At 59.4% G+C, this 15771-nt stretch carries 9 protein-coding genes and 3 pseudogenes; 5 read left to right on the top strand and 7 right to left on the bottom strand.

Going from position 1 to position 15771, the window contains the following annotated elements; translation table 11 throughout:
- Positions 1–265: 265 nt before the first annotated feature.
- Positions 266–520: a hypothetical protein gene (locus tag B0G80_RS23410; protein WP_258878995.1), complete on the bottom strand. Its 255-nt coding sequence runs from the start codon at positions 518–520 to the stop codon at positions 266–268.
- 422 nt (positions 521–942) lie between these two features.
- On the opposite strand from B0G80_RS23410, the pseudogene B0G80_RS23405 reads away from it, so the two are divergent.
- Positions 943–1628, top strand: a pseudogene (locus tag B0G80_RS23405) (IS6 family transposase).
- Positions 1629–2410: 782 nt separating this feature from the next.
- Positions 2411–3115 (top strand): response regulator transcription factor, encoded by a 705-nt coding sequence (locus tag B0G80_RS23400; RefSeq protein WP_116120077.1) that lies wholly within the window; start codon positions 2411–2413, stop codon positions 3113–3115.
- A 43-nt stretch (positions 3116–3158) separates the two neighbouring features.
- Here the strand turns inward: B0G80_RS23400 and B0G80_RS23395 are convergent, their stop codons facing one another.
- A complete protein-coding gene (locus tag B0G80_RS23395) occupies positions 3159–5105 on the bottom strand; it encodes an ATP-binding protein (RefSeq protein WP_116120075.1) in 1947 nt (648 codons plus the stop codon).
- 69 nt (positions 5106–5174) lie between these two features.
- Positions 5175–7124 carry a HAMP domain-containing sensor histidine kinase gene (locus tag B0G80_RS23390; protein ID WP_116120073.1) on the bottom strand — a complete coding sequence of 650 codons (1950 nt, stop codon included), beginning with the start codon at positions 7122–7124 and terminating at the stop codon, positions 5175–5177.
- A gap of 494 nt (positions 7125–7618) precedes the next feature.
- Here B0G80_RS23390 and B0G80_RS23385 point away from each other — a divergent pair, with 494 nt between their 5' ends.
- The gene (locus tag B0G80_RS23385; protein ID WP_116120072.1) at positions 7619–7975 is read left to right on the top strand and encodes a DUF4148 domain-containing protein; all 357 of its coding nucleotides are present in this window, start codon (positions 7619–7621) and stop codon (positions 7973–7975) included.
- An 800-nt stretch (positions 7976–8775) separates the two neighbouring features.
- Here B0G80_RS23385 and B0G80_RS23375 read toward each other — a convergent pair.
- From B0G80_RS23375 to B0G80_RS23360, 4 genes and pseudogenes are all read right to left on the bottom strand, one after another.
- Positions 8776–9461 (bottom strand): annotated as a pseudogene (locus B0G80_RS23375) (IS6 family transposase).
- Positions 9462–9757: 296 nt separating this feature from the next.
- Entirely contained in the window at positions 9758–11503 is a 1746-nt protein-coding gene (locus B0G80_RS23370) for a PQQ-binding-like beta-propeller repeat protein (RefSeq protein ID WP_116120068.1), read from the bottom strand.
- A gap of 343 nt (positions 11504–11846) precedes the next feature.
- A pseudogene (locus B0G80_RS23365) lies at positions 11847–12107 on the bottom strand (TonB family protein); the annotation flags it as partial.
- Between the two features lie 226 nt (positions 12108–12333).
- Positions 12334–12654 carry a hypothetical protein gene (locus tag B0G80_RS23360; RefSeq protein ID WP_408968125.1) on the bottom strand — a complete coding sequence of 107 codons (321 nt, stop codon included), beginning with the start codon at positions 12652–12654 and terminating at the stop codon, positions 12334–12336.
- 366 nt (positions 12655–13020) lie between these two features.
- Between B0G80_RS23360 and B0G80_RS23355 the strand changes: the two genes are divergently transcribed.
- Positions 13021–13572, top strand: a complete 552-nt coding sequence (locus B0G80_RS23355) for a hypothetical protein (RefSeq protein ID WP_116120064.1) — start codon at positions 13021–13023, stop codon at positions 13570–13572.
- 366 nt (positions 13573–13938) lie between these two features.
- On the top strand, positions 13939–15714 hold the full coding sequence (locus B0G80_RS23350) for an SWIM zinc finger domain-containing protein (RefSeq protein WP_116120062.1): 1776 nt from the start codon (positions 13939–13941) through the stop codon (positions 15712–15714).
- Positions 15715–15771 lie beyond the last annotated feature (57 nt).

Below are 15771 nucleotides of genomic sequence, written 5' to 3'. Positions count from 1 at the left end.
CGACGTTAGCGCTCCGCCTTGCGGTGTCTGAACGTGGTGAGTGTGGCTTCGCGCTGCTAGAGATCACCGCTCACAGCCAAGAATGTCGCAGGGTGGCCTCATACGCCCACAAGCCAGTGCATCGGCGCGAGAGTTACTCCTCCACGACGATAGGCGAGCTTTCCGTTCCCGCGAGAAATCCCTGAGTTGCTCTTCGGCGTGACGTACCGCATGCAGTGGTGCGCGGGCAAGTTGCGCGTCATACAGAGCTATCAGTTCTTCAAAGTCACCGATGACGTCCGGCGTGAGACGCCATTTCGTCCGTCTCATGCGCGTGCGCCAGCGCCATCTCCACGGCGCACTCGGCGACCTTGAAATATTCGGCTGGATGCCTTCCGTATCCCGCACGTTGCAAAAAATAAGCAAGATAGACGGCCCGCATCAGTTCGTTGATCAGGTGACTGTTGGCCTGGCACTCACGACATGCGACCAGCGCCAGATGCAGCCTCAGGGACTGTTCGCTGGCGGATGCACGATCCATCGGTAATAACAGCGCCTTTGTCAGCGGCCGGCGTGGCTGGCCGGCCCGGGACCGGATTCGTTTGACGGACATCTACTGGAAGCAGGGCGGTGTGGAAAGATAGCCCGATTATAGAGAAGCTGTTTGCCGGATCAGTTTCGGTGATCACACACCGGCTTAGGCGTCCAGGTACTGGAAAGGGAGTCTATCCACAAAAAGTTGTGAAAAAACCGTGCTGCTGAACGTCGACAGGTCGGCAGCAGCTCAATTTTCGGCCGACTGCATCAGCCAGTAGCCGGCCATGGAGCGCCGCTCGCACTTTATCGGCAGGTGTCGCGTTATCCGCCGCGAAGGCGTTGTCACGTTCGCGGACTGTTCAGCTAAGATGACGTGATGAAAAGACGAAATCGCTCTACCACGGCCATCGATTCCCGACGTCAGTCATCAGTCAGGCAGTTCGGTGGTATTTCCGTTTTCAACTCAGCCTGCGCGACATCGAGGAATTACTGTTCGAGCGCGGCGTGGTTGTCAGCCATGAATCGATCCGGCGGTGGACGGACAAGTTCGGTGCCGGTTTTGCGCGTCAGATCAAGACTGCCCGGCGCAAGCCGGGCAGCACGTGGCATCTCGACCGATGTTCGTGACACTACGCGGCGAGCCTTGACTGCTGTGGCGTGCAGTCGATGAGCACGGCATTGAACTCGACATCCTGCTTCAGAAGCGCCGCGACAAGGCGGCGGCCAAACGCTTCTTTAAACAGGTGTTGGCGGCCTGTTCTGTCGCGCCGAAGAAAATCGTCACTGACCAATTGCGAAGCTATCCGGCCGCGAAAGCAGAGATCCCTGGGCTAGCGAATGTGAAGCACGTTTTCGTCAAAGCCTGCGCGCGCGTGAACAACCGAGCTGAAAACAGCCATCAACCCACGCGTGAACGCGAGCGCCGAATGCGAGGTTTTCGCTTGCCAGAACGCACGCAGTCATTCCTATCATGCTTCGGTCCGATCCGCCAGCACTTCGCGCTCAAGCGTCATCTGCTACGCGCCTCGCTCTATCGCAAACAGCTCGCCGCGCGATTTGAAGCATGGCGTCTCTTCACTGGCATTGCCCAAGCTCCGTCCACCGTGTTCTGAGACGACTGTCCGTGCCGATATCTCGTCACGGGGACAGTAACGTGACAACGCCATTGCAGTTTGTGAGGCCGCTTTAGCTTGCTTTCCTGTCGTTCGGACCTGCGTGAGCGCAAATGTCTCGGTGAATGCGTACTCTCGACCCCTATGCGGCCTTACGCGCCAGTGCAATGACCACGGCCGCTTCCAAGGTTGAGGACGTCGGTCATTCAACGCCGCCCGGTAGCGGGCAGATGTCACGCCCTACCAAGGGAAGATGCGGCGTTCTGCGAGAACTGCGGACATACGTCAACGCACTTCGCGCATGGAGGGCACCGAACTGTCGGTACGCCGCAGACATCCAACGGCGAGACTGTCGACGCGCCACCACCATTTCGCGGATCGCAGTCATGCCTGCGGCTGTCGCGGGGCCCGATCCGATCGTACAACGCCGCGTGCCACCTCGGGCGCCGCACACGGCGCGAACATGGCACGGCCTGTGCAGTAGGGACCATTGGTCCGCAACCCACTGCAAGAGAATCAACCGCCGCAGGTCATCTTTTTTTGCACCGCTTTAGCGCACAGAAGTCAAACGGATCTCCTTCGATTCGACGGCTAACATGCCTCCGCTGGGCGATAACCAAGGCGGAGGAGGAGTTCAGGCCCCCGCAAAAGGAAAAAGCTCGCTATCCGTCTTTCAAGGTTCTGTGGCCTCGCCCGATATGCTAAGCTGCTAAGCAGTGCTGCGCGCAAATATAGCGTGTGATCGATTGCTTTTCTCGAATGTATGAAGAGGAGAAGCGCCCATGAAAATCCTATGGGTCGATGACCACGAGATTCTTTGCGTTGCTCTCTCCGAATATGTCCAAGCACACGCGTCAGAGCTAAGCGCAACCCCAATCGACATCACGCCCGTCTTTACGCTTGCCAGCGCGCTTGAAGAAGTCAGCAAGACACCTCCCCCCAACCTGGTATTCCTGGATCTCAATCTGGACGGCGAGAACTGTGGCGCGGCGACCCTTGAGCATTTCCAGGCTGGAAATCCATCCAACGTTCCCGTGGTCATCTGTACAGGACTTGCTCCTGGCAACGATCACGAGGTTGAAATTTTGCGAATGTGCATGCGTGATTACTCCGCTCGAGGAATCCTGCTGAAAGGAGGCGCGCACAAAAAAATGTTCATTGGACTAAGCAGGATCTTAGGAGGTGAACTCTGGATTCCGGAAGAAGTCTTGCTCCGCTTTGCCTGCTCGACACAAGCGCCCACAGCTAGCCGGAATACGCAACATCTTGGGCTTTCTCCGCGAGAGTGGGACTTGGCGCGTTGCATTGCACGCGGCCTCTCAGGGAAACAGATCGCAAGAGAGCTTGGCGTCTCCGAGGGACATGTCAGACAGGTTTCTTGTGTTATTTACGACAAACTTCAAGTCAGAAACCGCGTTGAAGCCGCACTTCGAGTCAACGCCGAGCTGGCCCTTGGAAAAGGGGCAGCCGATACGCGACCGTTGTGAAGTTCTTTGCTACACCGCTCTTCCTGTTCCCCTGCTATCACTTTTAACCGCCTTCGGTCGACGCTTTTGGCTTATGCTTTGCAAGTGTGGTCAATAAGGTTCGTTCCGAAACCGGTTTCGACAGAAGCTTCATGCCACTGGCGGCTACTTTTTTTAGCACTGCTGACGAGGTGTCTCCCGACCACAGAATTGCCGGGATCGAGGCGTCGGTAGCTGCGCGGACCGCCGCAATCGCAGCAATACCGTCTTCGTTTTCCAGCCGGTAGTCAGAGAGGATGCAGTGCGGACCGCTTGCCAAAGTCTCCATGCGCAACTGCGCGATGATGTCCGATGACGAATCCCCCGCCACGACGTAGCAGCCATGCTCGATCAGACGCATCGATATTTCAATTCTTAAGTCGCTGTTGTCTTCGATGATCGCCACGACCATATCGTTCAGGTCCGGGTCGCCTTCTTCAACCGTTTGAACCTCGAGCAACTCCGGCGGTATGAGTCCCATGAACGGGACCGTCACCGAAAAACGCGAGCCCCGCCCTGGTGCCGAGTCCACGTCCAGTTTGTGACCAAGAAGGTTCGCGAGCCCCTGGACAATGGACAGACCCAGGCCGAACCCTTTTTCACGATTCCTCTCGGGGTTATTGACCTGTACATAGCTTTTGAAGATATCCGCCTGTCTACCTTCAGGGATACCGATCCCGTTGTCCCAGACGCTTATCTTTATGCCGCTGCCACGCCTGTGGCAACTCACCAGCACATGCCCCTTCCTGCCACCCTGTTCCGAAGGCGTGTAACGGATCGCATTGAGCACCATATTCCGGACGATTCTGTCCAACGCATGGCGATCCGTACGGACCAGATAGGGGCGGCTACGGAGTCTTAACTTCAGCCCCTTCGCCTCAGCCAGCGGCTGCACATCCACGACTATGCCGCGTAAAAACGAGGGCAGCGCTGTCTGCTGAATCTCGACATTCCAGGTGCCGGACTCGAGGCGGCAGATATCCAGTGCCCCGTTAATCATCCCTTCCATCGCATCCACTTGTTTTTGCGCAGCCGAGACGTCTTCAACCAGATCGGTCGATTTAATGCTCCGTTCGAGAAAATTTAATTTCAGTCCAAGCGTGGTGAGCGGTTGGCGCAAGTCATGGCTTATCGCAGCGATAAGCAGGTTTTTCTCTGCCTTTGCCGCTTCAGCCCGCTCTCGTGCCTCATCGATAATCACTTCTTTAACATATGCGCGCTTCTGACTGTAGAAGAAAAACCACGCGAGGAAACAGTAGCCAACTAATTGAGACGTATAAAAGGCCAGCACTGCTGGCCGGTAAGTCAATAGAACGGGGCCCAGGCTAAATCCGAATGGAATAGCGCCGAGCGTGAATGTACCTAAATTCGCCCGAAGACTGGGTGCGAGCAGCAGCAGGGTAAATGTATGGCTGATCAGCGTGTACTCAAGGAAGCCAGAACTGGCCAATTTGACGTAGGGAGCATGAGACGAGAAATCGGGTGGGGTTAGCCCAAAGGTACCCGCCGCCCACCAGAACGATGTCAGTGTGACGGCCGCGGCCCAGGCCCAGTGCATCTGCTCGACCGCGTCGACGCCGGCGTGCTTCGGGAGCGCCTTGGTTTTTTTCAGCAAGTAGGCTGCCAAGGGAACGGCCAGCACCCACATCCCCAAAGCCCAGATGACACGGAACAAGCGATAGCTATCCGACGTTTTGATCCACGATCCATATACGCACAGCAGCGAGGCTCCGACCGACACCAGCACGGTCCAACATACCGCGCGGCGGGACAGCGAATGCAATAACTCGCGTTTGACGCGGAGATTCTGCTCGGTACTGAGTGCTGCAACCGGTCCCACAAAAAGATTCATCAATTTAGCGAATCTGCGGCGCTCGGTTGTGCGAGCCGTTTCACCCGCGCACAGTGATGCTCTGGCCTCAGGCCATTCGCCCGCGCCAGAATCACGTGGTGTGTGAATACGGGACGCCATAGCAGGCCTCCGGGAATCAGGTGCAACTACGCGCCGCTGTACTAGCTTTGTGTTCCTCTGCCATCTCTTTCATCCGCCTTCGGCCAATGTTTTTGGCTTGTGTTCTGCAAGTATGGTCAGTACGGTCTGTTCGGAATCAGGTCCTGACAAAAGATTCGTATCACTAATGGCTACTTCTTTGAGCGCGGCTGACGAGGTGTCACCCAACCACAGGATGGCAGGGATCGAAAAGCCGGTTGCAGCGCGAACCGCTGCAATCGCAGCAATACCGTCTTCGTTTTCCAGCCGGTAGTCAGAGAGGATGCAGTGTGGACCGCTCGCCAAAGCCTCCATGCGCAACTGCTCGATGACGTCGGATGATGACGCCCCCGCCACGACGTAGCAACCATGCTCGATCAGGCGCATCGACATTTCGATTCTTGAGTCGCTGTTGTCTTTGATGATCGCCACGACCATACCGGTCAGGTCCAGGTCGCCGTCTTCAACTGTGTGAACCTCGAGCAACTCCGGCGGTATGAGTCCCATGAACGGGACCGTCACCGAAAAACGCGAGCCCCGCCCTGGTGCCGAGTCCACGTCCAGTTTGTGACCAAGAAGGTTCGCGAGCCCCTGGACAATGGACAGACCCAGGCCGAACCCTTTTTCACGATTCCTCTCGGGGTTATTGACCTGTACATAGCTTTTGAAGATATCCGCCTGTCTACCTTCAGGGATACCGATCCCGTTGTCCCAGACGCTTATCTTTATGCCGCTGCCACGCCTGTGGCAACTCACCAGCACATGCCCCTTCCTGCCACCCTGTTCCGAAGGCGTGTAACGGATCGCATTGAGCACCATATTCCGGACGATTCTGTCCAACGCATGGCGATCCGTACGGACCAGATAGGGGCGGCTACGGAGTCTTAACTTCAGCCCCTTCGCCTCAGCCAGCGGCTGCACATCCACGACTATGCCGCGTAAAAGCGAGGGCAGCGCTGCCTGCTGAATCTCGACATTCCAGGTGCCGGACTCGAGGCGGCAGATATCCAGCGCCCCGTTAATCATCCCTTCCATCGCATCCACTTGCCTTTGCGCAGCCGAGACGCCTTCAACCAGATCGGTCAATTTAATGCTCCGCTCAATATGATCTAGCTTCAGGCCGAGCGTGGTGAGCGGCTGGCGCAAGTCATGGCTGATTGCAGCGATAAACTGGTTCTTCTCCGCCGTTGCCGCTACAGCCTGAGATCGCGCCTCCTCGAGGACAACCTCGTTGACACAGGTGCGTTGCTGATCGTTGCACATGAACCATGCGACGACACAATAGCCAACTAGTTGAGCCGTATACCAGTCAAACATTCCTGGCCGGTTAACAAAGAACAGTGGTGCGATGTTAAATGCGAAAGGGATAGCGCCGATCACGATTGAGCCTAAAGCCGCACGAAAACTGGGTGCGAGCAGCAGCAAGGTAAATGCCTGGCCGATCATTGTCAGTTCCACGAAGCCATACCTGGCAAACGCAAAGTAATAACCATGAAGGCGCGTGAAGCTGGGTGGGATGAGCCCAAAGCTGGCCGCCGCCCACCAGAACGATGTCAGCATGACCAATGCAGCCCATGCCCAGTGCATCTGCTCGACCGCGCTGACATCGGCGTGCTTCGGAAGCGCCATGGTCTTTTTCAGCAGGTAGGCTGCCAAGGGCACGGCCAGCCCCCACAGTCCCAGGACCCAGACGATACGGAACAAGGGATATATATCCGACGATTTGATCCACCCTCCAAACACGTACCAGAACGGGGTTGCAGTCAACAAAAGCGCGATCCAACATATCGACCGGCGGGACAGGGCTTGCAGTAACTCGCGTTTGACGAGGAGATTCTGCTCAGTACTGAGTGCTGCGACCGGCCCCGCAAAAAGGCTCATCAATTCAGCGAATCTGCGGCGCTCGATTGTATGAACCGTTTCACCCACCCACAGCGATGTTCTGGCCCCAGGCCTGTCGCCCGCGTCGGAATCACGTGGTGTTCGAGTACTGGACGCCATAACAGGCCTCCGGGAATCAGGTGCAACTACACGCCATTGTGCTAGCGGTCCGCCAGCAAGTCGATGGACAAGTGTTCTGTTTCGTGCCGAACATTTATTCGCTCGCAACCGAACATTTAATGCCGAACATCAAACTATCGACGCAATCACAACTGACACGGTTACACGGCGTAATAATGCAACATAATTCGACACAAGGAGGGCGTCAATCACCGAACAACGGCTCGCGTTCTTCTCTTGTCGAATGCCTGTTACGAGTACGGCTCCATAACCGGCCGATGTGGAAAATGCAGTGCGTACATGCGCGACGTTTTCCACCTCGCTTCCAGGGAGATTGACATGATCCGCACTACGCCACCGAATTAAGCCAGCTGAGTCGCGGACGACTCCACACCCCATATCAACCACAACTTCCAGTTCGCCCGCAGAACTGGCCGTAGTATGCGATTAGGCATCCTGATTGTTAAGTTAACAATAAATCTAGGAGATCCATCATGAAAGCCCTTGCATGTCTTGTCATCGCGAGCTGTGCGCTTGCCAGCCCAGTCGTCAGCTTCGCTCAAAGCAGCGCGCCCGTCACCCGTGCGCAGGTACATGAGGAGCTGATCCGTCTCGGCCAGGTCGGCTATCACATGGGCGACCGCGACCATACGAAGTATCCCGAGCAAATTCAGGCTGCTGAAGCGAAGATCGAAGCACAGGACAGCCAGCAGGCGGGCAGCAGCGACGTTGGCGGCACGCCGGCCAACGGCACCTCAGATTCCGGCAGTATCCAGCATGCGTCGAAGCCCTCGCCATCGTCGTGCGTCGGCCCCGCAAGTTACTGCAACCTTTTCTTCGGTGGCAATTGACCGCAGACGGCGGGCGCAAATCGGCGACACCTCGGTAGGAGGCGTGCCGATGAGGGGAACGCAAACAGGTACGCGCAGCCAGTACGACACCCTGTGTACGATGGGCTGTCCTGCGATATCTACCTGCGTAACTGATTGGTCCCGTACGTACGGGCCGTCGCTTAGGCCGGGTCGGGATAATCCGACCCCTCCTGCGTGGTTCGAGCGACCGAACCACATTACATGGAGTACATGGATATGAAACCGCTCAAACTTGCAGCATGTAGTGTCGCCGCTTTCGCGTTCGGGTACGTTCAGGCCCAGGAGACGTCGCCTGCAACGCAGGCCACCAGTCCTGCCGTGTCTTCGACAGACTCGGTTGGAGGTGTCTCTGCCACGACCAGCGAGTCAGGCATGTCAATGGGCAAAACGCGGGCTCAGGTTTATCAGGAATATGAGCGTGCGCGCCAGTCAGGTGAACTCGACCGGATAAACGCGCAGTATGGCGGGCAATAACGACAGCGGTGTGCGATTCCGGGGCAGCGGTCAGCCGCCAGCCGCTGCTTCGTCACCGTCGACAAGTTTGCAATCATCTGCTGCGGATAGCCTCTGCGTTGTCCGGATGTTCGGCGGCTGGCGTCACAACCCATCGCATCTTTTTGTTAAATCTAGACCGAAAGCGGCAGCTGGTTACGGGAGTGTTGGGTCCAGGTTTCGCTGCACGAAATCGGCAACAACTGGCTCGGTGAGTCGAACCAGTATGTGCAATGGCGTTGTCACGTTACTGTCCCCGTGACGAGATATCGGCACGGACAGTCGTCTCAGAACACGGTGGACGGAGCTTGGGCAATGCCAGTGAAGAGACGCCATGCTTCAAATCGCGCGGCGAGCTGTTTGCGATAGAGCGAGGCGCGTAGCAGATGACGCTTGAGCGCGAAGTGCTGGCGGATCGGACCGAAGCATGATAGGAATGACTGCGTGCGTTCTGGCAAGCGAAAACCTCGCATTCGGCGCTCGCGTTCACGCGTGGGTTGATGGCTGTTTTCAGCTCGGTTGTTCACGCGCGCGCAGGCTTTGACGAAAACGTGCTTCACATTCGCTAGCCCAGGGATCTCTGCTTTCGCGGCCGGATAGCTTCGCAATTGGTCAGTGACGATTTTCTTCGGCGCGACAGAACAGGCCGCCAACACCTGTTTAAAGAAGCGTTTGGCCGCCGCCTTGTCGCGGCGCTTCTGAAGCAGGATGTCGAGTTCAATGCCGTGCTCATCGACTGCACGCCACAGCAGTCAAGGCTCGCCGCGTAGTGTCACGAACATCGGTCGAGATGCCACGTGCTGCCCGGCTTGCGCCGGGCAGTCTTGATCTGACGCGCAAAACCGGCACCGAACTTGTCCGTCCACCGCCGGATCGATTCATGGCTGACAACCACGCCGCGCTCGAACAGTAATTCCTCGATGTCGCGCAGGCTGAGTTGAAAACGGAAATACCACCGAACTGCCTGACTGATGACTGACGTCGGGAATCGATGGCCGTGGTAGAGCGATTTCGTCTTTTCATCACGTCATCTTAGCTGAACAGTCCGCGAACGTGACAACGCCGTGCCATCGTAGCGTTGCGCATGGAACCCGCCTTTTATCGGTGACTGGCCGCACAACCTGTTTTGACCCTTGAGCGTTTAGTGCGTCCGGCAGCGCATCGCGTCATGATCAGTTTCCGATGTGTGTCCAGCTGGGGGCGGTCCCGGCGACGGCCGGCGAGACCGGTATCCCTGCGACAGCCCGCTGTCGCGACAATCCTCCGGTTTCAGTGCAACAGCCCGAATACCGCGACGCCATTCGTTGCGCCGACGTACACGTGGCCATGCGCGATCATCGGCGTGATGAACTTGTTGCCCGCGCCGAACGCGTCACGCGCACCGGACCGGGTACTGTCGTACAGCTCCCGGCCGAGATCGCCGGCGTCGAAGGCATGCAGGCCGCCCGTGGCCCCGTTCTCGGCTGCCCAGACGATGCCGTTCGTCGTTCCGCTGGCCGAGATGCTCGGCGTCGCGCCCGGATAAGGGAACGTGCCGGAACTGTGCGACGACGGCGTCGTCGCGAGTCGTGCAGCGCTCAGGGGAAAGGCCTTGAGATTGTCGCCAACCGCGCCAAAGTACACGACGCCGTTGTAATAGGCCGGCATGCCGAACTCGCCCCCCGGCAACTGGCCATCGATTTCCTGCCAGATCAGGTTCGCACTGGCGTTGAATCCGCCCATCGCATCGCGGTTGACCACATAGATTTTTGAGTCCTTGCCGGCGCCCAGCGCCAGATGGCGGATCGCGCCGCTTGCATCGGTCAGCTCGGGCAGCACTAGTGCGCCGCCAGAACCGAGGTCCGCATCCTGCGCGGACTGGACAATCGTGTCGAAGGTCTCGAAGTAGTCGGCCACCGCGAGCCGCGGCAACGTCGACAGCCTGAGGAACGCGTTGCCGTAGTCGCCGTTCGCCGGGAAACCCTGCGCGTTCAGCGTCGGGTCGAAGGTGCCGTTTGCGTCGAGCAGGTAGAGTGAGGTGCCATCCGACGCCATTCCGGCGCCGCTCATCCAGATAGAACCTTCGCTACCGTTGGGCGTCAGGTTCAGTGCGCCCGTCTGCGCGAGCGTCGCGGCGTCGTAGGCCATCACCCAGCCGCCATAGGTCCCCTGATCACAGTGTGAAGTCCAGCCGAGATAGACGTTGCCGTTGACGAGAGTGAGTGCCTGCCGTTCTGCGTACTGCTGCGGGTCGAAGACGGTGACGCCGTTGCTGCTGTTGGCGCCGGTACCGGGATAGGTCGCGGCGATCCCGGTCGGGCCGCCCAGCATCTCGGCACCTGTCGCGAGGTCAACCGCGTGTAGCCGCTGGTGGATGCCGCCGCCCGCATCCTTACTCATTGCGACCGCGTAGAGCACACCGTTCGCGCCGCGGGCTCGATCGATGACGGGTGTGGCGGTAATGCCGATCTCTGGTGTGATCTGCCCGCAGTGCCGATCGTCGCTCGTGGTCTCGCCGGCGCCGAGCAGCGAGCGTTGCCATAGCTGCGCGCTGGTGTCGGCGTCGAACGCATAGACGCTGCCATGTTCGGTGACGACATAGACGACATTGTGGGCCACGCCGCCGATGCTGAGGTTGCTGACGTAAAGCGGCTGCGCATCGACCTTGCCGTCCGCTGGCAGAAACGCGATTTTGCCGAAGCCTGACGCGTTGACGTTGGCCGGTGTGAGCGACGTTTCGACAAGGTATTGGCCGGTGCGCGCCAGGTCATTGTGGTAGGTCAGAACGTCGGTCGATGCGGCGGGGGTCCCGGAACTGCTGCCGGTACCGGCGCCTCCGCCTCCAGAACTTCCGGTTCCACCGCCCGAACTCCCCGCACCTCCGGCCCCACCGCCCCCGGTTGTTCCCGCATCGACTGTCGTGCCGCCACCACCGCCGCACGATGCACACACCATTACAAGCACGGTGAGCAACGCACGCAGCCTGCAGGAATGGATGCAGGGATGACCCCTGCCGGAATGTTCGGTGCGATCCATGTGAGCCTCCCGGGGATCGATTGATTGGGCCGGCCGCCGCCACAACGTTGAACGCGCAGTCCGGATGCAACGCGCGGGATCAGGCGTCAGTTGAACGCGCGTAACCACCACGTCATAGCAGCAAATCGCACGCCCGGAAATCAGAAAGTCACCGCACACGGAAGGCGATGCAGGACGGGATGACGGGCTTCCGTCTGTCGCCGGGAGGCACGGTTCGCGACTGCGACAGAGGGACGGGCCCGGCATCAGTTCGCTGCACCGCAGAGCGCCTCATCGCGACGCGTTGAGGGTCCGTGTGCCGGATAGGTCTGCAGCGCGCACGACCCGGGAAACCGTTCCCGCTTCAGTCAATGATTGTCGCCCGCGGTGAGGCCAACTCGCGCAGCTGGAACTTGCCGTTGTCGTTGAAGAGGCAGTCTTCCATCAATTCCAGATGGCCGCGCCCGTCGAGCAGGTCTGGCGGTGGTTGCGGTAACGGCGATGCCCGGCGCAGCGTCGCGAGGGCCGTGCGTTCGGCGCCACTGTCACCGTTCGTCCAGTGCACCGAAGACGACACGAGCTGTCCATTCCCATCCACGATGAACACAACCACCACGACGGATCGCGCCCTTCCACCAGCCGCATGCCCGACAATGAGGATGCTTTTCTTCTCCTGCATAGCTGACGTCTGCCCGGCTTGTGCCGAGACGGCCCACGCGCTGTGCAGTGGCGCCGCACGTGTTCGTGGACTTCGCCCATCCTGCGAAAATGCGGCTCAACAGCCGTGCACAGGCCCGAAAGCCGGATTGAATTCCGAGCGCCGCGGTTGAGCGGCGAACTCGTGACCGTCATCAAGGGATGGCGGCGGCCACCTGCACGAGAAGGTGCGCTGCAGTTGATTTCCGCCTGTTGGCAGTCGGCGGGAACACGCTCCACCTGCCGTCATCCTGCCTGAAGAAAAACAACGCGCGCGCTCCGGCTGGCGACGACATTTCGACGCGCACGTAGCGTCTCCCATTCCCCGCGGCGCGACTGAATCTGGTTACACGAACGTGCATCGTGGGAGCCGGTGCGAGCCACTTTTCGACCTGACCGCGCAGGGACCGCTCGTTCGTGCTTTTCATGTTCCGCTCCAGCAAGTTTTCCGTTCGGGTGACGGGATGGTCGTTCACCGTTCATTTCCTTAACGCCACAGGCGCACGCAATGTTGACCAGGGATTTGTGATTTTTGAAACCGGATATTTCGAGGTGAGTGGGCCTTGGAGAGTCGCCGGATGGCCTGCGGCACAGTCCGGCTCGTCCCTGCGCATCGAAATCCGCGCGCCTGCGTTGCCTGAGGGCGACTCACTGCCGCCTCGCCATGCATCGGCAGTATTGGGTTGCTGATAAATCGACCGGATGGACGCTCTGTCAGGCAGTTCCGCGGAGAAGTCTGAATCTTTTCCACTCGAGGCAACGCGAACGTCGTTCGTCTCACGGCGCTACGCGACCGGCGAGCTAGAATCGTGCTTCGACTCACGTAGGGGAGAAATGAGCAGATGAATGATGCATTCGAGCGCCGTGCCTTGTTGCTTCACCTTGGAGACGTACTGGAGGTCGCAAACCGTCTCCTGAAATGCGGTGATGGCCACAAGACCGTACGCGAACTGGCCGAAGCGCACGACCCGCTTGGAGGCCTCCCGCTCCTGGAACAGGTATCGCCGCGGATGACAGCAGAGCAGTTTGTTCAGCGAGTGTCAGACGCCTTCTTCGCATGGCCGCGGGAACTGCTTGAGCCTGAGCTGAATCGCAGGCGTCTTGCTTCCACTGTTCGACGGAGCCTGTTTGCCGGCAACGCGGAGGGATGGCGGGCGTATGTCGCTGCGTTACGGGGCGAAGTTCCGTGGTTCGGCGCGGGCCTGCCGCCGCTGAAAGCCGGCGAGGACGTGTGCACTGATTCGACCGATGGCAGTTCCGGGAGCTTGCAGGCGGACGAGGCTCCGAGCGCTAGCGATGTCGAGCGCAATGGCGGACAAGCCGAGGACCAACGGGAGAGCGTCGAGAGCAGCGGGCGAGTCTACCCCTCATGGCCATGGAAATCCGACGCGTAAGTCGTGGAGACGGCGTGAGGGTGGATGAACGGTTCTCTTGACCTGACTCCACGTCGCCGGTGATTCCGCTCGTTCGTCGACGTCCACAGGGTCCGGATTGTGCGTGCCGACGCTCTACGGGAGCGTTACGCCTGGGGCGCTGACAGACCGTGCTGGTAGTGCTCGTCGACTGCTTGTATCTGTCGTATCGCTCAAGGAAAGACGTCGTACCAACGGGCGCGCCTGGTCCCTCCCGGAATCGGACTCCTCCTGCAGAGCCAGGCAATTTCTCATGCGACAGCCGCCTTTGGGGTGGCCGTTGGTTTGCGGATTCGTGACACAGTCTATTGGCTCGTGCATCCTTCTCGCATATCTCAAACGTACGCCATGTCCAGCCAGTCACCACTTCACGACGTCATTACCCTCGCCGAAATCCAGTCGCTCGCAGACACGAAAACGTTCGGGCGCGGCAAGGCGTATTTCCACGAGGGCGCCGTTTCGCGCCTCGAAGAGCGCGATGGTGTTCTTCGCGCGAACGTACGTGGCACGCACAGGTACAGCGTCGAGCTTGGCGTGGGCGACGACGGCGAGCTGACCTACGAATGCGACTGTCCGGTCGGTGAGGACGGTATCTTCTGCAAGCACGCGGTCGCGGTCGCCCTGTCGTGGCTCGAGAATACCGGCGCGGACGTGTTTCATGCCGATGAGTCAGAGCCGGCAAAGCCTCGTAAAAAGCGCAAGACGTACGAGGAGCAGATTCGTGAATATGTTGCGACGCTGAATGCGGAAGCCGTGCGCGACTTGCTGCTGGAAGCGGTCGAGCGCGACATGGCGCTGCGCGACAGGCTGCTGTTCGCAGCGCGTGCGGCGAACGCCAGTGACCTTCCAGGCATGAAGACCGCGGTACGACAGGCGACGCGCATTTCGCGGCCGCTCGACTGGCGCGAAGCCGGCGCGTACGGCGACGGCCTGATGGCGCTCGCGGACATGCTGCGACAGCGGCTCGACGGTCCTCAGGCCACCCAGGTGGTCGAGCTTGCGGAACTGGCGATTGCCGGCGCCGAAGCAAGTCTCGAGCAGATTGATGACTCCGGGGGCGATGTGATGCCGGCCATCATGGAGCTTGTCGCCGTGCATCTCGAAGCCTGTCGACAGACCCACCCGGACCCAACCAGGCTCGCCGAGCGACTGTTCCGGTTACAGACCGAAGGCGTGTGGGATACCTTCTACGATGTGTTGCCGGCTTACGCCGAGCCGCTGGGCGACCTTGGGATTCATCGGTACCGCATGCTTGTAGAAAACGGATGGGACGGCCTGCCGGCGCTTGCGCCGAGCAATGAATTTCGCCGGTCGTTCGACCCGCTACGCATGCGACTGGAACGCGCGATGGAGGCGCTGGCCGACCTCGACGGCGATGTGGACGCACTGGTTCGCATCCGGTCAAAGGACCTGTCGAGTCCCTACCGTTTTTTGCTGGTCGCAGAGTTTTGCGTGAAGCATGAGCGTTACGACGAAGGTCTTGCGTGGGCCGAACGCGGCCTCACGGAATCGGGAAAGAACGTGGACCAACGTCTGCTCGACTTCTGCATCCAGGGGAACCTGCGGCGCAGCGAATTCGAGAAGGCTGACGTGCTCGCGTGGCAGCGTTTCGGGATGCGCCCGGGTGCCGAAGCGTTCGCCGCATTGATGGACGTCGCCAGCGCGACGGGCCAGCACGACATGACGCGCGAGCGCGCGCTCAATCATCTGTGGAGTCTTGTTCGTGCTGAAGAGGCGCCGACCAAAGCGAAGCGCAGCTCATGGCAGATGCCGACGCGAACCGAGCTGGTCAAAATCTTTCTCACCGGGCGCGAGAATGACACGGCATGGAAGACGTTCTGTGGCGGTCCGGTCGCGACAACGATGTGGGCAACGATGGCATCCATTCGCGCAAAGACCTGTCCGCACGACGCCATCGCGCTGTATCACCGCCTGCTGCCCATCGCCGCCGAAAGTGGAACGCGTAATGCCCGTTATGAGGAGGCGTTCGGCATTGTGCGGACCATCGGGAGACTGCGGGCGCAACTGAACGAGCATGCGCAGTTTGGCGATGAACTCGAGTCAATCCGACAGATCTATCGCGCCAAACGCAATTTTATCAAGCTACTGGCAGTGCTCGGTTAGGTTCGCCTGGGCGAATCGGTTTCCTTCGGCGCGACTGTGGCCGCTTTCGGCGCGGCC

Source organism: Paraburkholderia sp. BL6669N2 (genome assembly GCF_003387275.1).
Classification (GTDB): Bacteria; Pseudomonadota; Gammaproteobacteria; order Burkholderiales; family Burkholderiaceae; genus Paraburkholderia.
This window is presented reverse-complemented; position numbering and strand designations above follow the sequence as displayed.